Here is a 24917-nt window from a genome sequence, read left to right on the forward strand (position 1 = left end):
GCCGCTGTCGGCTTTGTGAGGTGGCTGGGATCGGCGGCGTACACGCCGCCGCCTTGTAGGGCGGGTTGCGTTGGGTGGGTGGCGCCCGTCCCTGCCGGACGTCGTGCTTGTTGGTCCGGCGGGCGTTTTCAGGGGTGGGGGCTTGACCCGGGCTGATCGCCGGGTGAAAGGTTAGGTCTGCGTTCGGCCCCTGAACAGGGGTGGTGATGCTCGCACCCCTGGTGCGGTACTCCGTTTCGAAACAGGCCAAGGAGACAAAGGTGTCTGACCCTGATATCCCCACGCGCGGACCGGCGAGGCCCGGACCGTACGTGATTTCGGGCATCCTGATCGCTATCGCGATCGTCATGCCGTTGATCGTGCCCCTCTACGCGTTCACCGAACCGACATTCTGGGGTATGCCGTTCTTCTACTGGTACCAGCTGCTGTGGGTCTTCATCGCGGCCGGCCTGCTGGGCATCGCCTACCTGATCATGCGCAAGGAAGACCGTCGTCGTCGCGCAGTGGTGCGCGGCCGGGCGAGCACGCCTGCGTCGAACGACGTGCGCGACTCGTCCACCGACGACGAGGAGGATGTTCGATGATCGTGCATCTTCTTCCCCTCGTCGCCGCGACCGGACCGGATGCCCACGGCAACCGCCCCGTCAACTGGGTGGCGCTGATCGTCGTGATCGTGCTCTTCGTCGTCGTGGCGGTGATCGGCTTCCTCGCATCCCGATGGCGAACCGACCGGTCTGCACGAGGCCTCAACACGCTCGACGAGTGGGGTCTCGGCGGCAGAGGATTCGGCACCTGGATCACGTGGTTCCTGCTCGGCGGTGATCTGTACACGGCGTACACGTTCGTGGCCGTGCCGGCTGCGATGTGGGCATCCGGTGCCGTCAGCGGTTTCTTCGCCGTTCCGTACACGATCGTGCTGTACCCGATCGTGTTCCTGCTGATGAGCAGACTGTGGTCCGTCTCGCACAGACACGGCTATGTGACACCCGCGGACTTCGTCGGTGGACGCTACGGGTCGAGGTGGCTGTCGGTCGCGGTTGCCGTGACGGGCATCGTCGCAACCATGCCGTACATCGCGCTGCAGCTGGTGGGCATCAAGTCGGTGCTCACGGTGCTGGGCCTCGGGTCGAACACCAACCCGTTCATGGCGGATCTGCCGCTCATCATCGCGTTCATCGTGCTCGCGGCCTACACCTACATGGGCGGCCTGCGGGCTCCCGCGCTGATCGCGATCGTGAAAGACATCCTCATCTACATCGCGATCATCGTCGCGATCGCCTACCTGCCGGCGCACTTCGGCGGCTGGGAGGGCATCTTCGGGGCGGCGGACAAGAAGCTCAGCGCTACGAACCCCGCGACGGGTGCTCCTTTCGGTGCGGTCATCCCCGGCGCGGCCAGCTTCAATGCCTACTGGACGCTCGCGCTCGGCAGTGCGATGGCGCTCTTCATGTACCCCCACTCGGTCACCGGGGTGCTGGCGACGAAGAGCCGCAACACCATTCGCCGCAACGCGATGGTGCTCCCGCTGTACTCGCTGATGCTGGGCTTTCTCGCGCTGCTCGGCTACGTGGCGATCAAGGCCGGCACCCAGCCGATCGACACGAACGGCGCCATCAACGCCCAGCTCGTCGTGCCCCAGCTGTTCCTCGACTCGTTCCCGTCCTGGTTCAGCGGCATCGCGCTCGCCGCCATCGCGATCGGCGCCTTGGTGCCGGCAGCCATCATGTCGATCGCCGCGTCGAACCTGTTCACCCGCAACATCTACAAGGATCTCTTCAAGAAGAACGCCACGCCGAAGCACCAGGCGAATGTGTCGAAGCTGGTCTCGCTCATCGTCAAGGTGGGCGCGCTGGTGTTCGTGCTCGGCATGGATCAGTCCTCTGCGATCAACCTGCAGCTGCTCGGCGGCATCTGGATTCTGCAGACCTTTCCGTCGATCGTCGCCGGTCTGTACACCAGGTGGTTCAACAAGTGGGCCCTGTTCGCGGGGTGGGCCGTCGGCATCCTGTACGGCACGATCGCGGCGTACAACGTCGTCAATCCGGCGACGCACGCGCACTTCGGTGGATCGATCGCCGCGTTCCCGTTCACGTCGATCACCGTGTACATCGGCATCTCGGCGTTCGTGCTCAACGCGGTGGTCGCGGTCGTCGTCACACTCGTGCTGCGGCTGTTCAAGGTGAAGGACACGACGGATACGACGAGGCCGTCGGACTACGGCGCCGACGAGAACGACCCCAAGGTCGTCGCGGAGGAGCAGGTGCAGCCTCCGCTGCACCCGGAGTTCGACGGCTCGGCTCCCTGAGCGAGACGAGAGATCGGACGACTTCAGCTCCCTGCGCGAGCCGTCAGCCGAGTCGAAGGGTCGGCGACGCCCTTCGACTCGCTGCGCTCGCTCAGGGAACTGATTCGCTCGCTCAGGGGGCTGAGGAGACCGCGTCCGCGAGCCGACCGGCGAGCGTGCCGCGGTCTCGCACCTCGATGGCCGACAGCCCCTGCCATTGTGCGGCCTCGCGGAGGAGAGCTGCGAGTCGGTCGGGGGTGTCGGCATCCGCCGTCGGCTGCTCCCACGCCGACTGCACGATGAGCACTCCGGCCTTGCGGTCGCTTTTCAGATCCACCCTGCCGACGATCCGGTCGTCTTGCAGCACGGGGAGCACGTAGTAGCCGTACACGCGCCGGTCCGCCGGCGTGTAGATCTCGATGCGGTAGTCGAGGTCGAACATCCGCAATGCCCGCGCACGCTCCCAGACCACCGGGTCGAAGGGAGACAGCAGAGCGGATGCCCGCACCGCCCGCGGCATCTTCGCACCCGTCGCCAGCCAGGTCGGGGCGGGCCGTCCCGACCGTTCCCAGCCCGCCACGCTGACCTGTTGCACCTCGCCGGCGTCTTCGAGTTCGCGCAGGGCGATGGCTGTCGGCGCGTTCTTCAGCCGGTAGTAGTCGGCGACGTCGCCGAGCGTCCCGATTCCGAGGGCGCGAACGGATCTGAGAACGAGCTCGCGCACGGCATCCTGAACAGGGACGACCCGATCGAGCACCGCGGAGGGGAACACTTGATGGGGGAGCGCGTAACGGCGCTCGAACCGGTTGCGTCCGGCGATCACGACGTCTCCGAAGCGAAATAACAGCTCCAGCGTGTGTTTCACTTCCGACCAACCCCACCACGGACCCTTGCGCACGTTCTCCTCGTGCTCGATCTCGCTTGCCGCGAGAGGTCCGCGGTCCGCGAGTTCGTCGAGCAGCCAGCGTGCAGTGGCTCCGTTCCGCTGTTCCCAGTCGTCACCGGCATACCGCTCGCGCATCGCGCGCTTGCGCCAGTCGAAAAGCGGCAGGTCGTCGCGCCGCAGGAATGCAGCCTCGTGTGCGACGTACTCGGTGTAGGGAGAGCGGGTGCGCAGCGTGAGCGCATCGAGCAACGACTTGTCATACGACCCGAGCCGTGCGAACACCGGCAGGTAGTGGCTGCGTTCGAACACGTTGACCGAGTCGATCTGCAGCAGCCGCAGACGGTCGATCAGACCGTTCAGCTGCCTGGTTCCCACCGCGCTCGCGGTGCCGGTGCGACCGAATCCCTGCGCGGCGAGAGCGGTGCGCCTGGCCTGGGCTGCGGAGATCGTGGGAGTGTGCGTCGACGGTGCCATCCGCTCGAGGTTAGCGCTCGCCTCCGACATAGACTGAGCCGATGGCGCAACCACCGGAACCCGGCAGGACACCAAATCCGAGCGAACGCGAAAGCGTCGATGAATCGCTGCCTCGGGGCATCCGTATCGCGGGCGCGTGGTCGTGGCGGCTTCTGCTGATCGGCGCGGTGATCGCGGTCGTCGTCTTTCTGATCATCGAACTGCGATTGATCGTGATTCCGGTCCTCGTCGCCGTGCTGCTGTCGGCATTGCTCGTTCCCCTTGTGCAGCTCATGGTGAAGCACCGGTGGCCGCGCTGGCTGGCGATCGTGCTCGCGTTCGTCGTCGTCGCCGTGATCATCGCAGGGCTCGTGCTGCTCGTCGTCCTGCAGATCAAGGGAGAATCGCACGCGCTGCAGACCAGGAGCGTCGACGCCTACGACGCGTTCCGGGACTGGCTGCGCGGCCCGCCGCTCGAGCTGACCGACAAACAGATCAACGGCTGGCTGACCCAGGGTCTGGCCGCGCTGCAGCAGGACAGTCAGGTGCTGATCTCCGGGGCGCTCTCGATCGGCTCGACCCTCGGCCACGTGCTCACCGGTGTACTGCTCACCGCCTTCAGTACCCTGTTCATCCTGATCGACGGCAAGGGCATCTGGGGCTGGATCGTGCGCATCTTCCCGCGCCGTGCCAGGGCGGCCGTCGACGGCGCGGGTCGCGCAGGATGGGTCACGCTCACCAACTTCGCCAGGGTGCAGGTGCTCGTCGCCTCGATCGACGCGGTGGGCATCGGCCTCGTCGCGTTCTTCCTCGGGTTGCCGTTGGTGATTCCGATCGCCGTGCTCGTGTTCCTCGGCTCGTTCATCCCCATCGTCGGCGCCGTCATCACCGGTGCCCTGGCCGTCGTCGTGGCCCTCGTCTACAACGGGTGGGTTGCTGCGATCATCATGCTCATCGGCGTTCTGGCCGTGCAGCAGCTGGAGGGACACGTTCTGCAGCCGCTCATCATGGGGTCGGCGGTCAAGGTGCACCCGCTCGCGGTCGTGCTCGTCGTGGCGACGGGATCGCTGCTGGCCGGCATCCCTGGAGCCTTGTTCGCGGTGCCGTTCGCCGCGGTGCTCAACGTGATGGTGCGCTATGTTTCGGGCGGCTCATGGAGATCGGGCGCGGATGCCGCGTACACGGGTCCGCCCGACGCCTTGTGGCAGACGGTGCCGAGGCCCCGCAGGCTGCGTACCGCCAAGACCACCGATGGCGACGAGAGCTGACGCCCGCGTCATTCCGGGTCGGGTATACGCCCGAACGTAAACTGTGCGGGTGACCGCTGTGAGTGCAACTCCCCGTCCTTCCGCTGTCGGACCGAGCCTGGACGAGATCGAGGATGCCCACGCCGTGGTCGGTCGAGTGGCGAAACACACGCCCGTCGAGACGTCGACCTATCTGACCGAGCTTCTCGGCTCGCAGGTGCTCCTCAAGTGCGAGAACCTGCAGCGCACCGGCTCCTACAAGATCCGCGGCGCGTACTACATGATGTCCAAGCTCAGCGCTGACGAGCGCGCTCGCGGCGTCGTCGCGGCCTCAGCGGGCAATCATGCGCAAGGCGTCGCCTTCGCGGCTCGGGAGCTCGGTGTGAAGTCCACCATCTTCATGCCGCTCGGCGTCGCCCTTCCCAAGCTTCAGGCAACCCGCGACTACGGAGCCCACGTCGTGCTCGGCGGCGCCACCGTCGACGAGCCGTTGCGGGCGGCCGCTGCGTTCGCCCGCGACACCGGCGCGGTCTTCGTTCCGCCGTTCGATCATCCGGACGTCGTCACGGGACAGGCCGCCCTCGGCCTCGACATCCTCGATGACGTGCCAGACGTCGAGACGGTCATCGTGCCGATCGGCGGCGGCGGCCTGATCGCCGGCGTCGCGGCTGCCGTGAAGCAGCGCGCGCGCGGCGAGGGCCGGGACATCCGGGTGATCGGCGTGCAAGCCGAGAATGCCGCATCGTATCCGGTGTCGCTGAGCGCCGGGATCCCGACAGAGATCGCGATCGGCTCGACCATCGCCGACGGTATCGCGGTGAGCAAGCCGGGCGTCCTTAACTTCGAGATCGTGAAGGATCTCGTCGACGACGTCATCACGGTCAGCGACGACGACACCGCGCGGGCGATTCTGGTGCTGCTCGAGCGCTCGAAGCTCGTCGTCGAACCGGCCGGAGCCGTTGGCGTGGCCGCCATCCTTTCCGGCGCGGTGCAGGCGCTGGGCGCCGACCTCGGACGAACCGTCGTGATCCTGTCGGGTGGCAACATCGACCCGCTGCTCATGCAGCGGGTGGTCGCCGCCGGGCTGGAGATCTCGGACCGCTACCTGAATCTCAGGCTCATGCTTCCGGACCGACCCGGTCAGCTCGCGCGCACGTCGGAGCTGATCGCTGCGGCGAACGCCAATGTCGTCGAGGTGCTGCACACCAGGAGCGGGCATGGTCTCGAGATCAACCAGGTGGAGTTGCAGGTCAGCGTCGAGACGCGTGGACCCGACCACAAGGCCGAGGTCGTGCGCATCCTGCGCGAAGCGGGCTACGACCCGATCGTCGACTGACGGCTGCGGGCTGGGCGCCCTTCGACTCGCTGCGCTCGCTCAGGGAGCTGGAGGGGTCACTGACCGGTCCACGTCTCCACATTCGTGACCTTGACGGCGATCTCGCGCCCGTTCGGTGCGGTGTACGAGGTGGACTCGCCGACCTTCAGGCCGAGGATGGCCGAGCCGAGAGGGCTTGCCTCGCTGTAGACGGACAGCTCGCTGCCGTCGCCGATCTCGCGATTGCCGATGATGAACGAGTCTTCGTCGCCACCGATGACGGCGGTGACCACCGTGCCGGGCTCGACGACGCCCGTGCTCTCCGGCACGGTGCCGACCTTGGCGTGACGCAGCAGATCGGTGAGCTGCACGATGCGCGCTTCCTGAACACCCTGGGCGTCCTTGGCAGCGTGGTACCCGCCGTTCTCCTTGAGGTCGCCCTCTTCGCGAGCCGCTTCGATGCGCTTGGCGATCTCGGAGCGACCGACCGTGCTGAGTTGCTCGAGTTCACCGGCAAGACGGTCGTACGCCTCCTGGGTCAGGAAAGTGACCTGCGTGTCCTGCGACATGTGAACTCCTCGGGGGCTGACGAAAAACGGGCTTACGTACATCGACGCCCCGACGTGTCCGTCAGGGCGTATCAGAGCATTCTAGGTCAGCGAGTGGCTGATGGCCAGCAGGAGTCCAGGGATCCGGAGACGCTGGGCTCCGTCGTGCGCACCGTCGTCGTGAAGGATCGTGTGGTCTTCGACGACTTCGGAAGCTGCACGATCTTCCAGCCCGTGACGGCGAATTCCACGTTCTGCGCCTCGATGGCACAGGCCACGGAGGCACCGGCATCCGACGAGACGGTGAACGAAACCTTGACGTGCTGCGCATCCACGACCTGGTCGGCGCCCGAATCCGCGTTGACGCCCGTGCCGTTCACCTGGTCGAGGCCCGCCCACACCGTCCAGCACGCCATCACGACGACGATGAACGCGCCGAGACCGATCAGCAGCCAGCGATCCCGTCGCTTGCGGGCGGCGGTGCGCCCGTAACGCGCACCGATGCCCGCCGAGGCGGCCGAAGCATCCTGAGCAGTCACGGGCGCGGATGCCGTGGGTTCGGGCACGAGACGACCTCCGCAGATCGAACGATTAGGCTTTCACTGCAAGCCTACGTGCTTGAACTGAACGCCCCTTCACGCACAACTCGCCCAAAGATTGACGGTGACCCTTCGTGACACTTCGTCTGCTCGCTGTGCACGCGCATCCCGACGACGAGTCGAGCAAGGGTGCAGCGACGTACGCCTACTACGTGAGCCGCGGCGTCGAAGTGATGGTGGTGAGCTGCACGGGCGGCGAGCGTGGAGACATCCTGAACGAGGGGCTCGAAGCGAGGTCGATGGCCGAGCGCGACCTGCCGGGGCTGCGTCGTATCGAGATGGATGCGGCGGCGCGGGTTCTCGGCATCCGTCACCGCTGGCTGGGCTACGTCGACTCCGGTATGCCGAGCGACGACGGCAGCGTGCCACCGAACTCCTTCGCAGCGATTCCGCTGGAGATCTCGGCCGAGCCTCTTGTCACCGTGATCAGGGACTTCAAACCGCAGGTGCTGATCACCTACGACGAGAACGGCGGGTACCCGCATCCCGACCACATCAGGTGCCACGACGTCTCGGTCGCCGCCTACGAGTGGGCGGCGGATGCCGACAGGTACCCGGCAGCGGGGGAGCCGTGGCAGATCGGCAAGCTCTACTACGAGCGCACGTTCAACGCGAAGCGTTTCACGAGCGTCTTCGAGCAGGTGCGAGCCGATGACCCGGAATCACCGCTTCTCGAGCACTTCGAGGGCATGCTCGAGCGCTTCGCCGACGCTCCCGAACTGACCCTGACGAGCGTGCCGGCAGCCGACTTCTTCGACGCACGGGATGCCGCTCTGCGCGCGCACGCGAGCCAGGTGTCGCCGGAGAGCTCGTTCTTCTTCTGGCCGAACGACGTGCAGCGCAAGGCGTGGCCGTACGAAGACTTCCAGCTCATCGACTCGAAGGTTCCGTCCACGGTGCCCGAAAGCGACCTCTTCACCGGAATCGAGGACGCGTAAGTGCTCTCCCAGCTCGTGCTTGCGGCAGCAACGCCGTCCCCGTCGCCGAAGGTACCGAACGCCGATACGGTCACGCCCGGGGTGTGGGGATTCGTCATCACGTTCCTCATCGCGGTGGCGGTGATCCTCCTCATCATCGACATGATGCGGCGGGTGCGGCGTGTGCGGTACCGGGCAGAGGTGAACGCAAAGCTCGACGCCGAGCAGGCCGCCGCCGATGCTGCAGGCCGCACGGACATCGAGGTCGATCATCGCGGCGACCGACCGTCCGATTCCTGACGCCGAGTCCTTTCCGGCACGAGCATGCGGAGCCTGATCTTCGGCCTCGCGCTGCTCGCGGCGGGAGGTGTCGCGATCCTGGTCGGCGAGTTTCCGGCGCAGGATGGCTTGACGCTCCTCGACCGCGTCTGGCCGGTTCTGCTGTTCGTGGTGGCCATCACGATCGTGGCGGAACTCGCTGCCGCTGCCGGCCTGTTCGACATCATCGCTGCGTGGACCACGCGGGTCGCACGAGGCAGCTCCTGGCTGCTGTGGCTGCTCACGGTCGCGGTGGCGGTCGTCAGTACCGTCTTCTTGTCGCTGGACACGACAGCGGTGCTGCTCACGCCGATCGTGATCACGATGGCCCGGCAGGTGCGGGTGAACCCCATGCCGTTCGCCCTGACCACCGTGATGCTCGCGAACTGCGCGTCGTTGCTGCTGCCGGTGTCGAATCTCACGAACCTGCTCGCCGAGCAACGGCTCGGAGACGTCGGCACGGCGGGGTTCCTTGCACTGAGCTGGGCGCCCGCTATCGTGGCGGTGCTCGTTCCGATCGGCGTGATCGCGTTCATCGGGCGACACACGCTCGCCCTTCGTTACGAGACCACCGAGTGTGTCGAGGTCCTCGATCGCCGGCTCGTGATCTGGACGACCGTCGTGGTGATCGCGTTGCTCCCAGCGCTGGTGTCGGGCGTCCCGGTGTGGATTCCGGCCTGCACTGCCGCGGCCGTGCTGTTGGCGGTGTTCCTCGTGATTCGGCGCGACGCCGTGCGACCTGCGCTCGTGCCTTGGCAGACCCTTGTGCTGGCTGTCGGCCTCTTCGTCGCGATGGGGGCGGTCAACGCTCTCGGCCTGACCGAAGTGCTCCGCGGCCTCGCCGGAACGGGGACCGGCTCGGGAGCCGCGGAGCTCTTCCGCACCTCGGCGTTGGGACTCCTCGGTGCGAACGCGGCGAACAACCTGCCCGCGTATCTGGCGCTGGAGCCTGTGGCGCAGCATCCGTTGCACTTGATGGCGTTGTTGATCGGCGTCAATGCCGGATCGCTGGTCACGCCGTGGGCATCACTGGCGACTCTGCTCTGGCACGGCAGGCTCGCGCGCCTGGGCGTCGAGGTTCCGTGGGGCAGATACATGCTGATCGGGCTCGTCGTGGCACCGGTGACGGTGGCCGCGGCGACCGGTGTGCTCGTGCTGCTGGGCTGAGACGCCAGACGGATGCCGGTAGGCCGACCCGCGATCAGCCTGCGTGGTACGCGGGGTGAAGTGCGATCAGCAAGACGGCCGCCCAGTGGCACAGGAAGGCCAGCACGGTCAGCGTGTGGAAGATCTCGTGGAAGCCGAATCTGCCGGGGAACGGATTGGGCCGCTTGAACCCGTACGCCAGAGCACCGAGCGTGTAGAGGCCGCCGCCGATGAACACGAGCACCATCATCGCGGCATTCGCGCTCACCAGGGGGACGACGTACATCAGCGCTGCCCAGCCGAGCAGCAGGTAGAGCGGAACGTAGAGCCAGCGCGGCGCCATGATCCAGAACACCCGGAACGCAATGCCCAGCAGCGCTCCGCCCCACACGATGGAGAGCAGGATGACGCCCTCCTGCGTCGGCAGCGCGAGCACGCCGAGCGGAGTGTAGGTTCCCGCGATCAGCAAGAAGATGTTGGCGTGGTCGATGCGCTTCAGCACGACCTTGGTGCGCGGCTTCCAGTTGAAGCGGTGGTACAGCGCCGAGTTGCCGAACAGCAGCATCGAGGTGAGCATGAAGACGGCACAGGCCCACTTCGCCGGAGCTCCCTGCGCCAGGCAGATCAGCACGATGCCGGCGGCGATCGCGACCGGGAACGTCCCGGCATGGATCCATCCGCGCCAGGTGGGCTTGATGTCCGCGGGGTTCGCCGCCGAGGCATCCACCAGGGGCAGATTGGGGATGTTCCCCTCACGCTCGTCGTCGGCCTTCACGGCTGCGTCGGCGGCCGACAGCGACTCGGCCGGCTGATCGAGCTGTGCGCCGACGTCGACATAGTCGCGAGGAGTGCGAGACATGCGGCAAGCCTAAGCGAGCGCCGTGAGAGTCTGGCTGGGAGTCCGTGCGCGCTAACGTATCCACGTGACGTCTCGCAGGATCCCGCGCCCAGGCCCGGGCTTCCTCTACGGGCTGTACCAGAACCGCCTGAGGCGCAGCATCGACGTCGACGCCGTGCCGCAGCACGTCGCCATGATCATCGACGGCAACAGGCGATGGGCGAGGCAGCTCGGCCTGGAGACGGTCGCGCACGGGCATCGAGCGGGCGCAGACAAGATGCGGGAGTTCCTGCGCTGGTGCGACGAGCTCGGGGTCAGGGTCGTGACGCTCTACCTGCTCTCGTCGGACAACCTGACGAACCGCGACAGCGGCGAACTGGCCGACCTGATCGAGATCATCGCCGACCTGGCGCACGAAGTCTCGGTGCAGGGGGAGTGGCGCGTGCAGCACGTCGGAACGACGGTCGGTCTGCCCAAGCGTCTGGTCAAGGCGCTCGCCGATGCAGAGTCGAGCACCGCTGGCCACAAGGGCATGCACGTCAACCTCGCGGTCGGCTACGGAGGCCGCAAGGAGATCACGGATGCCATGCGCAGCATCGTCGCCGAACATCACGCTGACGGGCGAAGCCTGGAAGATCTCGCCGAGCGGCTGACGCCCGACCTGATCGGTGCACACCTCTACACCGGTGGACAGCCCGACCCGGACCTCGTCATCCGTACGTCGGGCGAGCAACGGCTGAGTGACTTCATGCTGTGGCAGAGCGCGCACAGCGAGTTCTACTTCGTCGAGGCCCTCGGGCCCGACCTGCGTGAGGTCGACTTCCTTCGTGCGGTACGCGATTACTCGCGCAGGCACCGCCGCTACGGTGGATGAGCACGTTCCCCCTGCTGTACGCCCCCGCGACAGCAGCAGAATGGATCTGGGAGGTCGAGTGACAACAGTCGACGAATTCGCCGAGGGTTTCCTGGAAGAACCCGGTTATCTTGATTTCGCGCGCGTCGGCCCGCTCTCGGCGTCCGTCATCGCAGAGGTGCACGGCGTCGACGAGGTGCTCTCGAAGGCGCGTTTCGGATCGCTGGACGCGCTGCGCGCCGAGGACGAGCGGATGCGCGTCGCCGCCTCCGAACTCACCGGATTCCCGCCAGACCAGATCGTGTTTCAGCCGAACGTGGGCAGCGGCCTGATGCACGCCATGTTCGGCCTCACCGGGGGCGTGCTGCTCTCCCGTGCCGAGTTCCCCTCGATCACCTTCGCCGCCGCGCGTGCCGCCGAGGCGCTCCACGTCGCGGAACCGACCTGGCTCGACACCGACCACGGTCGCGTGACGCCCGGATCCATGCGCGACCAGCTGTCGGCATCCGTGTCGGCGGTCGCCGTCAGCCTGGTGGACTCGCGCACCGGATGGGTGGCCGACATCGACGGCATCCGCCAGGTCATCGACGACCGCCTGCTGGTCGTCGACGCCGTGCAGGGGTTCGGCGTCGTCGACGCTCCCTACGAGGTGGCCGACGTGGTGGTCGTCGGAGGCGAGAAGTGGTTGCGCGCCGGATGGGGTGCCGGGTTCATGGCGCTGTCGGAGCGAGCGATCGACAACCTCACGCCGGTGTGGAGCGGTCATACCGGCTCGGGTGTGATCGATCCGTTCGACGAGGTGCTGCCGCCGATGCCGGGTGCGGGTGCGTTCTCGGTCGCGAGGCCGGACAGCGTCGCCGAAGCGCGATTGTCCGCCGCACTCGAAGAGGTCGCATCCGTGGGCGTCGATGTGATCGAGGCTGCCGTCGCCGACCGTGTCGACCGCATCATCGATCTGGCGGACGAGTTCGCCGTACCCGTGGCGTCGGCGCGTGAGACCCCGGAGCGCGCGGGCATCGTCGTACTCGAGCCGCCGCAGGAACAACTCACCGTGCTCAGTGCGGCGCTCTTCAACCACGGCATCACAGCGACCTCACGTGCCGGGAACGTGCGAGTCAGCGCGCACGTCTCCTGCGGCGACGAGACGCTGGAGATGGTCCGCGCGGCATTCACGTCGTACGCGACGGCGTAACCGACCGTCGAGCGGGCCGTCGAGCCGGACACGCCCGACGTTGTGGGTCGCAGAGTTCACCGGCCGGTAACACTGCGCGGCGCGTGTCCTCCGAGCGGATGTCTGCCGCCAGGCCTAGCGTCAGCCTTGTCGGGCACATCGCCCGACCGAGACGGCCGAGATGATCGTCTTGCAACGTGCGGCCGCCTCGTCGACAAGATCCGCGCAGTGCCTTGATGGGCCGCGTGGGGTGGGAGTGGTTGTGACCGCGATGCAAACCCGTGAACCGATGTCGGCGGCTTCGGCCCTGGTTTCGGACGAGCCCGCACTCGATCGCCAATCGGACGGGAAGGAGTCGACGAACCAGGCGGAGCGCACCTATGTACTCGACACGTCGGTGCTTCTGTCGGACCCCAGGGCGGTGTTCCGGTTCGCCGAGCACTCCGTGGTGATCCCGGTCGTCGTGATCAGCGAGCTCGAGGGCAAGCGCAACGATCCTGAACTCGGGTATTTCGCTCGTCAATCGCTGCGGTTCCTCGACGAGATGAGAGTGCGCCACGGGCGACTCGACTTCCCTGTCCCGGTCGGCGATGGCGGCTCCCTCCGAGTCGAACTCAACCACTCCAACATGTCTGTTCTTCCGAGCGGGCTGCAGCTCGGTGACAACGACTCGCGCATCCTCGCGGTAGCCCAGAACCTCTCGAACGACGGGCTCGCTGTCACGGTGGTGTCCAAGGACCTGCCGCTTCGCGTGAAGGCAGCCTCCATCGGGCTGACCGCCGAGGAGTATCGGGCGGAGCTCGCGCCGGAGTCCGGATGGACGGGCGTTGCGGATGTCGACCTCGGGTCGAACGACATGGCGAAGCTCTACGAGCACGAGGAGCTCACCACCGACGTCGTCGCCGACCTGCCCGTGAACACGGGGCTGATCGTGCACTCCGACCGAGGTTCCGCCCTCGGCCGTGTCGTCGGTGACAACAGGTTCAAGCTGGTGCGTGGAGACCGCGACGTGTTCGGCCTGCACGGTCGCTCGGCCGAGCAGCGGCTCGCGATCGAGATGCTCCTCGACCCGGAGATCGGCATCCTGTCGCTGGGCGGCAGGGCAGGAACCGGCAAGTCGGCGCTCGCGCTCTGCGCAGGACTCGAATCGGTGCTCGAGCGGCAGCAGCACAAGAAGATCATGGTGTTCCGCCCCCTCTACGCGGTGGGCGGTCAGGAGCTCGGCTACCTGCCGGGCGACCAGGGCGAGAAGATGACGCCGTGGGGGCAAGCGGTGTTCGACACGCTCGGCGCTGTGGTCTCACCGAACGTGATCGAGGAGGTGCTGGAGCGCGGCATCCTCGAAGTGCTGCCGCTCACGCACATCCGCGGCCGCTCCCTGCATGACGCGTTCGTGATCGTCGACGAGGCGCAGTCGCTGGAGCGCAACGTGCTGCTCACGGTGCTCAGCCGCATCGGGCAGAACTCGAAGGTCGTACTCACACACGACGTCGCGCAGCGCGACAACCTGCGTGTTGGACGACACGACGGCGTGGCATCCGTGATCGAGACGCTCAAGGGGCATCCGTTGTTCGGGCACGTGACCCTGACCCGTTCCGAGCGCTCGGCGATCGCGGCGCTCGTGACCGAGTTGCTCGAGTTCGGCGAGATCGGGTAAGACTCGCCAGCAGGCCCTGCATCCGACCGCAGGCAGCCGCGCACCGGGATCCGTTCCGGTGCGCGGCTCTTCGTCGTGCGGGACCCACGTCGTGTGGCGGCCAACGTTCCTGTGGACAGTCGCAGCACGGATGCCCGCTCGGTCGCTAGGGTCTGGGTCGTGTCGCTCTCCCTCGGTCGTCCACCTCGCCTGGCCGGCTCCACGACTGTCGGACGTCGGATTGCGTGGCAGCTGCCGCTCGCCGTTGCGCTCGGTGCACTGAGCATCGCCGCGGTCGGGGTGCGTTTCGAGCTGGCAGGATGCCTGTACCTCGCGCTCGCCACACCCGAACTGTGCCGCGTCGACATCGCCGAGCATCGCCTGCCCAACCGGCTCGTCGTCCCCGGACTCGCCGTGGCAGTGCTCGGTGTGGCGTTCGGCGGCCTCGCCGACGGACACGTGCCGGCAGGAGCCGCGCTCGCCGCGGTAGCCGTCGGCGTATTCTTCGCGTTGCTCGCCCTGGCCGGAGGGGTCGGTATGGGCGACGTCAAGCTGTCCGTCGTGCTCGCCACGGCAGGCGGGGGAGTCTCCGCCGTGATCGTGGTCGGCACGGTCGTCCTGGGATTTCTGGCCGCAGGAGTCGCGGCCATCACCGCGCTCGTCGCGCGCGGGACGGGCGGGAGCATTGCGTTCGGGCCGTACCTGCTCGGCGGATTCTGGGCATCCGTCGCCGCAGTGCCGTTCTTCGTCTGAGCTCGGAATCGCGTGCGGAGACGACGACGCCCGCCTGCACAACTCGATGATGGCGGGCGGGCGGGCGTCGTGTGAGGTGTCTACTTCGCGCTCGGCGGCGTGGTCATGCTGAGAACGTCGAGAGCCGCGTCGAGCTGCTCGATGGTGATCTCGCCGCGCTCCACGAAGCCGAGGTCGATGACGGCGTCGCGTACCGTGATGCCGTCGGCGACGGAGTGCTTCGCGATCTTCGCGGCGGCCTCGTAGCCGATGATCTTGTTCAACGGGGTCACGATCGACGGCGACGACTCGGCCAGGGCCCTGGCGCGCTCGATGTTCGCCTCGAGTCCGCGAACCGTCTTGTCTGCGAGCACGCGCGTCACGTTGGAAAGCAGCCGGATCGACTCCAACAGCGCGGTGCCCATCACGGGGATCGCCACGTTCAGTTCGAACGCGCCGGACGCACCGCTCCAGGCGATCGTCGCGTCGTTGCCGATCACGCGAGCGGCGACCATGAGCGTCGCCTCGGGGATGACAGGGTTGACCTTGCCCGGCATGATCGACGAACCCGGCTGCAGATCGGGGATGTGCAGCTCTCCAAGGCCGGTGTTCGGGCCCGAACCCATCCAGCGCAGGTCGTTGCTGATCTTGGTCAGGCTCACCGCGATGGTTCGCAGGGCGCCGGATGCCTCGACCAGGCCGTCGCGGTTGGCCTGCGCCTCGAAGTGGTTGCGCGCTTCGGTGATGGGCAGCTCGGTCTCGGCGGTGAGCAGTTCGATGACCAGCTGAGGGAATCCGGCAGGTGTGTTGATGCCGGTGCCGACGGCCGTTCCGCCGAGCGGAACCTCCGCAACGCGGGGAAGAGCCGACTGCACCCGCTCGATGCCGATGCGCATCTGCGCCGCGTAGCCGCCGAATTCCTGCCCGAGCGTGACCGGTGTGGCATCCATCAAGTGGGTACGGCCGGACTTGACGGCATCCTTCCAGAGCTCCGCCTTCTCTTCGAACGCCACGGCCAAGTGGTCGAGCGCAGGGATGAGCTCGTCGATGAGCGCCCCGGTGACGGCGATGTGCACGGAGGTGGGGAAGACGTCGTTCGACGACTGCGACGCGTTCACGTGGTCGTTCGGATGCACCGGGCGGCCGAGACGGCGCGTCGCCAGCGTGGCGAGCACCTCGTTCATGTTCATGTTCGACGACGTGCCGCTGCCGGTCTGGTACACGTCGATCGGGAACTCGGCGTCGTAGGCGCCGGAGGTCACGTCGTCGGCGCTCGCCGCGATCGCGTCGGCGATGTCGCCGTCGAGAACGCCGAGCTGCTTGTTCGCCAGGGCTGCGGACTTCTTGATGCGGGCGAGCGCTGCGATCTGGGCCGACTCCAGCGTCGATCCGGAGATCGGGAAGTTCTCCACCGCGCGCTGCGTCTGCGCGCCGTACAGCGCGTCACGGGGAACCCTCACCTCACCCATCGTGTCGTGCTCGATGCGGTAGTCGGTCGCAGCGTCGGGATGGTGGCTGTCCATGGTTTCAGTTCCTCGTTCTGATCTGATCGGGATGGCGTCTGATGTGGTCTCGGGTCGCCTAAGCGTTCCCGACCACGAGGTCGGGAACGACCGTGCCGTCGCTCAGCCGGTAGTTGGCGCCGACGATGGCAAGCTCGCCGTCGGCGACGGCCTGTGCCGTGAGCTCGCTGCGTCGGAGGAGTTCGCCCACGGTGTCGTGAAGGTGCTCACGGCCGACCTCGCCGGCGTCGACCTGAGCCGGGTCGGCAGACTCGCCTGCGACGCGGCGCACGGCAGGCAGGATCGGTGCGATCAGGTCGGCGATGTGCGGCGGCAGGCGGTCGGAGTCGGGAGCCGTCGCGTCGATGGCGGCGCGCACCGCACCGCAGCGGTCGTGTCCCAGCACGAGGAGCAGCGGAACGTGCAGCACGGCGACGGCGTACTCGATCGAGCCGAGCACCGACTCGGAGATCACCTGACCGGCGTTGCGGATCACGAACGCGTCGCCGAGGCCGAGATCGAAGATGATCTCGGCGGCCAGGCGCGAGTCGCTGCATCCGAAGATGGCGGCGACCGGTGCCTGCGTGGTTTCCGTCTCTGCGCGACGTTCGGCATCCTGTCTCGGATGCTGCGGAGTGCCCTCGATGAACCGCCTGTTGCCTGCCTGGAGCTGGCTCCACGCATCCGCCGGTGATTTGTCGATCATCGACCTGCCTTCGAATCCGAGACGAGTTGTTTGCTCACAGAGTCCGCCAGTTCCTTGAAGTCGTCGTTCGACGCCGTGCCGTAGAGCACGACCGTGCTGGCACCCTGCTTCGTGACCAGGGCGTACTTCGCGTCGCCGACGTCGCGGCTGGTGTCGCGGTTGTCGTAGATGTTCCACGTGATGCCGTCGAGCGTCGCGGTTCCGACCGAATGCGTGTTCGCGACCTGGGTGGCGAGCCAGGTCGCGTTCGCATCGAACCCCTGCAACACACCGATGTACTGCTGCGAGGGTGTGATCAGGCCGATGTACCACGCGTCGACATGATCGTCGGTCTCCTGCCGCAACTGAGCGGAGTTCGAGGTCCAGGTCTTCGGAACGCTCGGCACGAGCAACGGGTCTGGTTCGACCCCCGAGCCCTGCTTCGCGATCTGGGCGTAGTCGACGCTCTTCGTCGGAGCGGGGGAGGCTCTCGGCACCATGAGCACGATCACGACGACCAGCGCGACGGTGGCCAGCAGCGAATACACCAGGTTGTTGACGGTCTGGTGCCGCCTGTGGTCTGCGGATGCCTGTGCCTTGCGGCTGGCCGTCTCCCGCGCGGTCTCCGGCCGCCCTAGCTCGGCGACGACCGGGTGCTCAATCCTCGCCATCGGTCAGGCCGCGCTCCCTTGCGGGTCGTCGTCGCCTGCGCCGGAGGCTCGGTCGACACCCGCGCGCGCGGCATCGAGTCGCGCCTTCGCGCCGATCAGCCATTCCTCGCAGCGACGGGCGAGCGCCTCGCCCCGTTCCCACAGTGCGAGCGACTCCTCGAGCGTCGGTGTGCCCTGCTCGAGCCGCGAGACGACGCTGATCAGCTCGTCGCGCGCCTGCTCATAACTGAGGTCGGCGAGGCTCGGCTCAGCGGAACTGACGAGGTCGGGGGGCATGCCATCCATTCTATGGTCGAGGCTCGATGGTCGGCTGGGCGTTCACGCCCCTGGGGAGGACCCGCCAACGTGGGGGCCTGTGGAGAGGGCATCGATGGCGCCGTCGGCGACCGTGACGAGCAGGCGGGTGTCGGCCGGAGCATCCGCCGCCGCACGCACGATGCCGTTCGGTCCCTGCACGATGGAGTAGCCGCGGTCGAGCGTGCTCTGCGGGGAGAGACTGCGAAGACGAACGGCCAGCTCACGGGTCGCGGTGTCCGCCCGTTCCAGGCCGCGTTCTACGAGTTCGGCGCCGCGTGCGACGAACCGGGTCAGCTCCTCTGCGCGGGAGTCGACGATCCAACCGTGCGAGGCGAGCGCGGGCCGCGAGCGCAGTTGGGCGATGCGGTCGATCTCGTGGCCGAGCAGGTTCGTGACGCGAGCGCTCATGCGGATGGATGCCTGCTGCACGCGCAGCAGCTCCTCCGCGACGTCGGGAACGACGCGTTTGGCGGCATCCGTCGGAGTGGAGGCGCGCAGATCGGCGACGTCGTCGAGGATCGGCCGGTCGTTCTCATGGCCGATCGCGCTGACCAGCGGGGTCGAGCACGCCGCGGCCGTGCGTACGAGGTTCTCGTCGCTGAACGGCAGGAGGTTCTGGAAGTCACCGCCGCCCCTGGCGACGATGATGACATCGACCTCGGGGTCTGCATCGAGTTCGCGGACGCCGGACGCCACGTCGCCCGCCGACCGATCGCCCTGCACTGCGGCGTGCCGCACCTTGAATCGCACAGCGGGCCAGCGCAACTGGGCATTGCGCAGCACGTCTTTCTCGGCGTCGGAGTCCTTGCCGGTCACGAGCCCGATGCAGTGCGGAAGGAATGGGAGCGCCTTCTTGCGCGATGCGTCGAACAGGCCCTCCTGACGGAGCTGTGCGCGGAGGCGTTCGAGGCGTTCGAGCAGGTCGCCGATGCCGACGTGGCGCATGTCGTAGACCTGCATCGACAGCGTGCCGCCCTTGAACCAGTAGTTCGGCTTGATCAGGGCGACGACGCGGTCGCCCTGCTTCAGATCGGCGGGGATCTTCGCCCTGGTCGACGACCAGATCGTGAACGAAATGGTCGCGTCGGCCGAGAGGTCCTTCAGCTTGCCGTAGACGTTGCCGGCGCTGGCGCCCCACTGCGTGATCTCACCCTCGACCCACACCGTTCCGAGCCGGTCGATGTAGTCGCGCAGCTTGCCGGCGAGGATCGCTACCGGCCACGGCGTCTCCACGGTGGGCAGGGCATCCGTCACGCTCAGTTCCCTTCAGGCGCTCAAACTAGTATCGGCATGTGAGCGACACGATCGATCTGGCGATGCCGCGCGTGCCCAGCGTAAGAGGCAGGCTCAAGGATATCCCGGGGGTCGGACCCAAACGGGTGCTGCTCGCCGCACCCCGTGGATACTGCGCGGGTGTGGATAGAGCTGTCGTCGCCGTCGAGAAAGCCCTGGAGCGCTACGGCGCGCCGGTGTACGTGCGCAAGCAGATCGTGCACAACATCCACGTGGTGTCGACGCTCGAGAAGCGCGGCGCGATCTTCGTCGACGAGGTCGACGAGGTGCCGGAGGGCTCCCATGTCGTCTTCAGCGCGCACGGCGTGGCCCCCTCGGTCGTGCAGGCCGCGTCCGACCGTGGACTGCTGGCGATCGACGCCACCTGCCCGTTGGTGACCAAGGTGCACCGCGAGGCGGTGCGGTTCGCCAGGGACGACTACGAGATTCTGCTGATCGGTCACGCCGGGCACGAAGAAGTCGAAGGCACTGCCGGCGAGGCGCCGGGGCACGTCACGTTGGTGAACGGCCCGGACGACGTCGACCGCATCGAGGTGCGCGACCCGGAGCGCGTCGTATGGCTCTCGCAGACCACGCTGTCGGTCGACGAGACCATGGAGACCGTGCGCCTGCTGCGGGAGCGCTTCCCGAAGCTTGCCGATCCGCCCAGCGACGACATCTGCTACGCGACGCAGAACCGCCAAGTGGCGATCAAGAAGGTAGCGCAGGACGCCGACCTCGTGATCGTCGTCGGCTCGTCCAACTCGTCCAATTCGGTGCGCCTCGTGGAGGTCGCGCTGGAGAACGGGGCGAAGGCCGCCCACCGCGTGGACTACGCGAGTGAAGTGAAACAGGAGTGGCTCGACGACGTGAGCACGATCGGCGTGACGAGTGGGGCATCCGTGCCCGAGGTTCTCGTGCAGGAACTCCTCGGAGACCTCGCGGATGCCGGCTACGGCGACGTCGAGATCGTCGAGACGGCCGAGGAGGACCTGGTGTTCTCGCTGCCGAAAGAGCTGCGTCACGACGAGTCCGGCGCTCAGGATGCCCGCGCCCTCGGCGGGAGGGCGCGATGAGCGACCAGCATTCGCGGCCCCGTCCGCAGTACGGCGAATACGCCACTCCCGACGAGCAGCGTGCAGCGATCAAGACGCCAGAGGCGAACCCGCATTATGCGCCGCCTGCAGAGCATCCTCAGGCCGCTTCGGAGCAGCAGACGGATGTCGGACAGCAGCACCCGCCCTACCCGGGTCGCACACAGTTCCCGTCGCACCCGGCGCAGGGTGGACCGGCGCAGGGGGTGCCAGGGGCGTCGCCGTTCCTTCGGCATCCGTTCGACCGGGTGGTCACGATCGCCCTGCTGGTGCTCGGGCTCTACAACGTGATCACCGGCTTCGCCGGCCGCAGCCAGATCGCCGGCCAGATCGATGAGGCATACCGCAGTCTCGGCCTGACGGGCGACTACACCGCGACCTCGCTGACGTCGACCGTCGCCGATGTGATCGCCTTCACATTCCTGGTGCTGTGGGTCGTCGCAGCAGCGCTGGCGACCTGGATGATCATTCGCGGGCACATCGCCTTCTGGATTCCCCTGGTCGCAGGAATACTCGCAAGCGTTCTGAGCGGCGTGGGCTACCTGATCCTGTTCCTCCACGACCCGACGTTCGTGCAGTACATGAATCATCTCGGCTGACCGGGCGACGTCGTCATAGCCGTCCGCAGCACGATTCAGGCACAGCGAGCGCTCGAAGACCGGGAACCCCGAGCTTCGGGCCGTTCTGCCTGAATCGTGCTGAATTGTGCGTCGCCGGGTGGCGGAAGGCGACTACTTGCCGGACTGGCCGGCCGAGCCGAGCTGCTGCGTCGCCTCGATCACGCGCTGCGCCATCGCCGTCTCCGCGACCTTGCCCCACGCGCGCGGGTCGTACGCCTTCTTGTTTCCGACCTCGCCGTCGATCTTGAGCACACCGTCGTAGTTCTCGAACATGTACCCGGCCACTGATCGGGTGAACGCGTATTGCGTGTCGGTGTCGATGTTCATCTTGACGACACCGTTGGAGACCGCCTCGGCGATCTCGGCAGCAGAGGAACCCGATCCGCCGTGGAACACGAGGTCGAGCGGCTTCGCGGCGGTGCCGAATTTCTCGGCGATGCCCGCCTGGATCTCTCCGAGGAGTTCGGGGCGCAGCTTCACACCGCCCGGCTTGTAGACGCCGTGCACGTTGCCGAATGTGAGAGCGGCGATGTAGCGGCCGTTCTCGCCGAGACCGAGCGCCTCGACGGCCTTCGTGACGTCGCCGACGGTCGTGTAGAGCGCCTCGTTCGTGCCCTCGTGCTTCACGCCGTCTTCTTCGCCGCCGACGACGCCGATCTCCACCTCGAGGATCGCGTGGATGGCCTTCATGCGCTTCAGGATGTCCTGGGCGATCTCGAGATTCTCGTCGAGCGGCACGGCCGACCCGTCCCACATGTGGGACTGGAAGATCGGGTTGCGTCCGGCCTTGACCTCTTCCTCGGATGCTGCGAGGAGCGGCAGGAGAAAATCGTCGAGCGCCGGCTTCGGGCAGTGGTCGGTGTGCAGTGCGACGGTGATCGGGTAGCTCTTTGCAACCTCGGTGGCGAACCGGGCGAAGGCGAGGGCGCCGGTCGCGCGAGCCTTCACGCTCTGGCCGGCGAAGTAGTCGGCTCCGCCGGTGGTCACCTGGATGATGCCGTCCGAGCCGGCTTCGGTCAGGCCCTGCAGGATCGCGTTGATCGACTGCGATGATGCGGCGTTGATCGCGGGGTAGGCGAAGCCGCCCTTCTTCGCGCGGTCGAGCATGTCTGCGTACTGTTCGGGGGTCGCGATGGGCATGACTTCTCCAAGAAAGACGTAGGCGGGAATCAGCACGAGTCTAGCCAGCGGATGCCGGTGGTCAGGCATCCTGAACCGGCCACCGCGGTTGCGCTGACTTCACGCGCTGTGAAGAATCCCAGAACTTCTGACGGCGCTCGGCGAGAAGAATCGGCCCGATCGGCGGAGGGTTGGAGTGTGACCATCATCAGCACCGCCCCGTCCGCTGCACAACCGTCGCGCTTCGAGCGCCAGGAGGTTCCGATTCGGGATGCCGGCGTCCTGAATCCCGACCGCAACCTCGCTCTTGAATTGGTGCGGGCGACCGAGGCCGCCGCTATCAGGGCGACTCCGTGGATCGGAAAGGGCCGCAAGAACGACGCCGACGGCGCGGCCGTGGATGCCATGCGCGCGTTCCTCGCGACAGTGGACTTCGACGGCGTGGTCGTCATCGGCGAGGGGGAGAAGGACAAGGCGCCGATGCTCTTCAACGGGGAGCACGTCGGCACGGGCAGAGGGCCGGCCTGCGATATCGCGGTCGATCCGATCGACGGCACCTCGCTCACGGCTGCCGGTCGGCAGAACGCGCTGTCTGTGATCGCGGTGAGCGACCGCGGAAGCATGCTGGATGCCTCGGGCGTGTTCTACATGGACAAGATCGTGACGGGGCCAGAGGGGCATGGCGTTGTGGACATCCGACGTCCGATCGGCGAGAACCTCAGAGCGCTCGCTGCGGCGACGGGCAAGGATGTCGGCGACCTGCGCGTCGCTGTGCTGGATCGCCCGAGGCACACCGAGCTGATCGACCAGATTCGCGCGGCGGGTGCGGGCACCAGGCTGCTGCTGGACGGGGATGTCGCCGGCGGCATCAACGCCGCGCGGCACGGCACCCGCATCGACGTGTGCGTCGGCGTCGGTGGCAGCCCGGAGGGCATCACGACAGCGTGCGCGATCAAGGCGCTCGGCGGATTCATGCAGGCGGTCATCGCACCGCGCGACGACGAGGAGGCCGCACGCGCAGCGGATTCGGGACTCGAGTTGGGGCGGGTGTACGAGCTCGACGACCTCGTCGCGGGCGACAACACACTGTTCGTCGCGACCGGTGTGACCGACGGCGGCCTCGTGGATGGGGTGCGGCGCGACGGCCCGATCATCCACACCAGCAGCATCGTGCTGCGGTCGAAGTCGGGCACCGTGCGCCGCGTCTCGGCCGAGCACCTCGTGTCGAAGTGGTGGTGAGCGGCCTCGCCGGGCCGGCGGCGCTGCGCCGACTCAGCGCCGGTGATCGCCGATCGCGATCGGCTCCATCGGCGCCTCGTCGGCTTCCGAGTCGGCGTCGAGCGCCCCGACGAGCTCGAACGCGGTGAGCTCGCGCGGCGACTCCTCGATGCCCCCGAGCGGCGGGATGACCTTGGACTCGTCGAGCGCGTTCAGCTTGCGCGCCGACGGCAGCACCTGACGCTCGAGCGACCCGACGAACTTGTTGTAGTCGTTCACCGTGCCCTTGATCGCGCGTCCGAGCTTGTCGATGTGCGAGGCGGTGGTCGCCAGGCGGGAGTAGAGCTCACGGCTGAGGTCGAACAGCAGCTTCGCATCCTGCGTCAGCACGTCTTGCTGCCAGCTGAACGCGACGGTCTTCAGCACCGACCAGAGCGTCACGGGGGAGGCGAGCGCCACGCGCTTGCCGAACGCGAACTCCATGATCGTGGGGTCGGCCTCCATCGCGGCGGACACCAGGGACTCGCTCGGAATGAACGCGATCACCATCTCGGGTGAGGCATCCAGGCCCTCCCAATACGTCTTGCTGCCCAGCGTGGTGATGTGGTCGCGCACGGCCTTCACGTGCTGCTTGAGCAGTGATTCGCGCTTGATGGCCTCCTCGCCGGAGGCGGTGGCGGGAATACGACTGGCCTCGAGGAACGCATTGAACGGCGCCTTCGCGTCGACAGCGATGTTCTTGCCGCCGGGGAGGTGCACGACCATATCGGGTCGTCCGGCGCCTGCGTCGGTGGTGATGCTCGACTGCACGTCGAAGTCGACGCGCTCGATGAGTCCCGCAGCCTCGACGACACTACGCAGCTGTGTCTCGCCCCAGACGCCGCGCGTGCTGTTGGAACGCAACGCGGATGCCAGCGATTCCGCCGTTCCGCGCAGTCGCTCCTCCGACTCGGTGGCCGACTTGAGCTGCTGCGTGAGCTCGCCGTGCTGCCTGCTGCGCTGCTCCTCGAGCTGCGCGACCTTCTGCTGCATGCCGGTGAGCGACTCCCTCACGGGTGCGAGAGCCTGCAGCACCTTGCTCTCCGCCTGCTCGCGCTCGCGCTGCGCCGCGATCTCGGCGCGCTGTCGGTCGGCGAGTTCCTCGAATTGCTGCTGCTGTCGCTCGATGCGTTCGCGAAGACCCTGCGAGGTGGCCGACACCGCGGCGAGCTGCTCGCGAAGGGATGCCTGCGCCGACTGCTCCTGCGCCCTGACCTCGGCCAGTTCGATCGCGTGCTCTGCCGCTATCACGGCCGGATCGACGCCGGGCTCCACGGTCTCGGTGGTGCGGCGGCGCGCCAGGGTGAGACCGCCGAGCACGCCGGCGATGGCGCCGACGACGAGACCGATGATGAGCAGCAGAACGTCCATGGCTTCATGGTCGCAGTGGCCGCCGACATCCGGTGCATGCCCCGCCAGCGCAGCGCGACACCGTCGGCGTCGGATTCGCCAGACCG

The 24917-nt window shown here is 67.2% G+C and carries 25 protein-coding genes; 14 read left to right on the forward strand and 11 right to left on the reverse strand.

The window, feature by feature from the left end; translation table 11 throughout:
• Positions 1-260 precede the first annotated feature (260 nt).
• Both MJ603_RS12540 and mctP read left to right on the forward strand, forming a co-directional pair.
• A complete protein-coding gene (locus MJ603_RS12540) occupies positions 261-584 on the forward strand; it encodes a DUF3311 domain-containing protein (RefSeq protein WP_243064062.1) in 324 nt (107 codons plus the stop codon).
• On the forward strand, positions 581-2305 hold the full coding sequence (mctP, locus tag MJ603_RS12545) for a monocarboxylate uptake permease MctP (protein ID WP_243064063.1): 1725 nt from the start codon (positions 581-583) through the stop codon (positions 2303-2305). The genes MJ603_RS12540 and mctP overlap by 4 nt, the downstream gene beginning before the upstream one ends.
• Before the next feature lie 112 nt (positions 2306-2417).
• On the opposite strand, the gene MJ603_RS12550 is transcribed toward mctP, so the two are convergent.
• Positions 2418-3644: a winged helix-turn-helix domain-containing protein gene (locus MJ603_RS12550; protein WP_243064064.1), complete on the reverse strand. Its 1227-nt coding sequence runs from the start codon at positions 3642-3644 to the stop codon at positions 2418-2420.
• A 41-nt stretch (positions 3645-3685) separates the two neighbouring features.
• On the opposite strand from MJ603_RS12550, the gene MJ603_RS12555 reads away from it, so the two are divergent.
• Together MJ603_RS12555 and ilvA are read left to right on the forward strand one after the other, a co-directional pair.
• Positions 3686-4891 (forward strand): AI-2E family transporter, encoded by a 1206-nt coding sequence (locus MJ603_RS12555; RefSeq protein ID WP_243064065.1) that lies wholly within the window; start codon positions 3686-3688, stop codon positions 4889-4891.
• Between the two features lie 49 nt (positions 4892-4940).
• Positions 4941-6206, forward strand: coding sequence for a threonine ammonia-lyase (gene ilvA / locus MJ603_RS12560; protein WP_243064066.1), 1266 nt, complete (start codon positions 4941-4943; stop codon positions 6204-6206).
• Between the two features lie 56 nt (positions 6207-6262).
• Here ilvA and greA read toward each other — a convergent pair whose 3' ends face one another.
• The gene (greA, locus tag MJ603_RS12565) at positions 6263-6754 is read right to left on the reverse strand and encodes a transcription elongation factor GreA (protein WP_243064067.1); all 492 of its coding nucleotides are present in this window, start codon (positions 6752-6754) and stop codon (positions 6263-6265) included.
• An 86-nt stretch (positions 6755-6840) separates the two neighbouring features.
• Entirely contained in the window at positions 6841-7299 is a 459-nt protein-coding gene (locus tag MJ603_RS12570; RefSeq protein WP_243064068.1) for a DUF4307 domain-containing protein, read from the reverse strand.
• A 107-nt stretch (positions 7300-7406) separates the two neighbouring features.
• Between MJ603_RS12570 and mca the strand changes: the two genes are divergently transcribed.
• From mca to MJ603_RS12585, 3 genes are read left to right on the forward strand one after another with little or no spacing between them, the layout of a single operon-like run.
• Complete coding sequence (gene mca / locus MJ603_RS12575) at positions 7407-8270, forward strand: mycothiol conjugate amidase Mca (RefSeq protein ID WP_243064069.1); 864 nt, start codon at positions 7407-7409, stop codon at positions 8268-8270.
• A complete protein-coding gene (locus MJ603_RS12580) occupies positions 8271-8549 on the forward strand; it encodes a hypothetical protein (protein ID WP_243064070.1) in 279 nt (92 codons plus the stop codon).
• Between the two features lie 24 nt (positions 8550-8573).
• Positions 8574-9734 carry an SLC13 family permease gene (locus tag MJ603_RS12585; protein WP_243064071.1) on the forward strand — a complete coding sequence of 387 codons (1161 nt, stop codon included), beginning with the start codon at positions 8574-8576 and terminating at the stop codon, positions 9732-9734.
• 34 nt (positions 9735-9768) lie between these two features.
• On the opposite strand, the gene MJ603_RS12590 is transcribed toward MJ603_RS12585, so the two are convergent.
• Positions 9769-10572, reverse strand: a complete 804-nt coding sequence (locus MJ603_RS12590; RefSeq protein ID WP_279239275.1) for a hemolysin III family protein — start codon at positions 10570-10572, stop codon at positions 9769-9771.
• A gap of 64 nt (positions 10573-10636) precedes the next feature.
• Between MJ603_RS12590 and MJ603_RS12595 the strand changes: the two genes are divergently transcribed.
• The 4 genes from MJ603_RS12595 to MJ603_RS12610 all read left to right on the forward strand — a co-directional run bounded on the left by MJ603_RS12595 (position 10637) and on the right by MJ603_RS12610 (position 14964).
• Positions 10637-11425, forward strand: coding sequence for an isoprenyl transferase (locus MJ603_RS12595; RefSeq protein ID WP_243064072.1), 789 nt, complete (start codon positions 10637-10639; stop codon positions 11423-11425).
• Between the two features lie 58 nt (positions 11426-11483).
• A complete protein-coding gene (locus tag MJ603_RS12600) occupies positions 11484-12596 on the forward strand; it encodes an aminotransferase class V-fold PLP-dependent enzyme (protein WP_243064073.1) in 1113 nt (370 codons plus the stop codon).
• Positions 12597-12846: 250 nt separating this feature from the next.
• A complete protein-coding gene (locus tag MJ603_RS12605) occupies positions 12847-14232 on the forward strand; it encodes a PhoH family protein (RefSeq protein ID WP_243064277.1) in 1386 nt (461 codons plus the stop codon).
• Positions 14233-14391: 159 nt separating this feature from the next.
• Positions 14392-14964, forward strand: a complete 573-nt coding sequence (locus MJ603_RS12610) for a prepilin peptidase (RefSeq protein ID WP_243064074.1) — start codon at positions 14392-14394, stop codon at positions 14962-14964.
• 80 nt (positions 14965-15044) lie between these two features.
• Here MJ603_RS12610 and MJ603_RS12615 read toward each other — a convergent pair whose 3' ends face one another.
• Genes MJ603_RS12615 through xseA form a run of 5 tightly spaced genes read right to left on the reverse strand, consistent with a single transcriptional unit; the run spans position 15045 to position 19358 of the window.
• The gene (locus tag MJ603_RS12615) at positions 15045-16466 is read right to left on the reverse strand and encodes an aspartate ammonia-lyase (protein ID WP_243064075.1); all 1422 of its coding nucleotides are present in this window, start codon (positions 16464-16466) and stop codon (positions 15045-15047) included.
• A gap of 58 nt (positions 16467-16524) precedes the next feature.
• Complete coding sequence (locus MJ603_RS12620; protein ID WP_243064076.1) at positions 16525-17151, reverse strand: carbonic anhydrase; 627 nt, start codon at positions 17149-17151, stop codon at positions 16525-16527.
• Positions 17148-17801, reverse strand: a complete 654-nt coding sequence (locus MJ603_RS12625) for a DUF4245 domain-containing protein (RefSeq protein ID WP_243064077.1) — start codon at positions 17799-17801, stop codon at positions 17148-17150. The genes MJ603_RS12620 and MJ603_RS12625 overlap by 4 nt, the downstream gene beginning before the upstream one ends.
• A 3-nt stretch (positions 17802-17804) precedes the next feature.
• Complete coding sequence (locus MJ603_RS12630) at positions 17805-18086, reverse strand: exodeoxyribonuclease VII small subunit (protein WP_243064078.1); 282 nt, start codon at positions 18084-18086, stop codon at positions 17805-17807.
• Between the two features lie 33 nt (positions 18087-18119).
• Positions 18120-19358 carry an exodeoxyribonuclease VII large subunit gene (gene xseA / locus MJ603_RS12635; RefSeq protein WP_243064278.1) on the reverse strand — a complete coding sequence of 413 codons (1239 nt, stop codon included), beginning with the start codon at positions 19356-19358 and terminating at the stop codon, positions 18120-18122.
• A 56-nt stretch (positions 19359-19414) separates the two neighbouring features.
• On the opposite strand from xseA, the gene MJ603_RS12640 reads away from it, so the two are divergent.
• Together MJ603_RS12640 and MJ603_RS12645 are read left to right on the forward strand one after the other, a co-directional pair.
• Positions 19415-20446, forward strand: a complete 1032-nt coding sequence (locus tag MJ603_RS12640; RefSeq protein WP_243064279.1) for a 4-hydroxy-3-methylbut-2-enyl diphosphate reductase — start codon at positions 19415-19417, stop codon at positions 20444-20446.
• Positions 20443-21063, forward strand: coding sequence for a DUF6264 family protein (locus MJ603_RS12645; RefSeq protein ID WP_243064079.1), 621 nt, complete (start codon positions 20443-20445; stop codon positions 21061-21063). Before MJ603_RS12640 ends, MJ603_RS12645 begins: the two co-directional genes overlap by 4 nt.
• Before the next feature lie 132 nt (positions 21064-21195).
• Here the strand turns inward: MJ603_RS12645 and fbaA are convergent, their stop codons facing one another.
• Positions 21196-22224 carry a class II fructose-bisphosphate aldolase gene (gene fbaA / locus MJ603_RS12650; protein WP_243064080.1) on the reverse strand — a complete coding sequence of 343 codons (1029 nt, stop codon included), beginning with the start codon at positions 22222-22224 and terminating at the stop codon, positions 21196-21198.
• A 243-nt stretch (positions 22225-22467) separates the two neighbouring features.
• Between fbaA and glpX the strand changes: the two genes are divergently transcribed.
• The gene (glpX, locus tag MJ603_RS12655; RefSeq protein WP_243064280.1) at positions 22468-23442 is read left to right on the forward strand and encodes a class II fructose-bisphosphatase; all 975 of its coding nucleotides are present in this window, start codon (positions 22468-22470) and stop codon (positions 23440-23442) included.
• Between the two features lie 33 nt (positions 23443-23475).
• On the opposite strand, the gene rmuC is transcribed toward glpX, so the two are convergent.
• On the reverse strand, positions 23476-24831 hold the full coding sequence (rmuC, locus tag MJ603_RS12660; protein WP_243064081.1) for a DNA recombination protein RmuC: 1356 nt from the start codon (positions 24829-24831) through the stop codon (positions 23476-23478).
• Positions 24832-24917 lie beyond the last annotated feature (86 nt).

The organism is Humibacter sp. RRB41 (assembly GCF_022761015.1).
In the GTDB taxonomy this organism is placed as follows: domain Bacteria; phylum Actinomycetota; class Actinomycetes; order Actinomycetales; family Microbacteriaceae; genus Humibacter.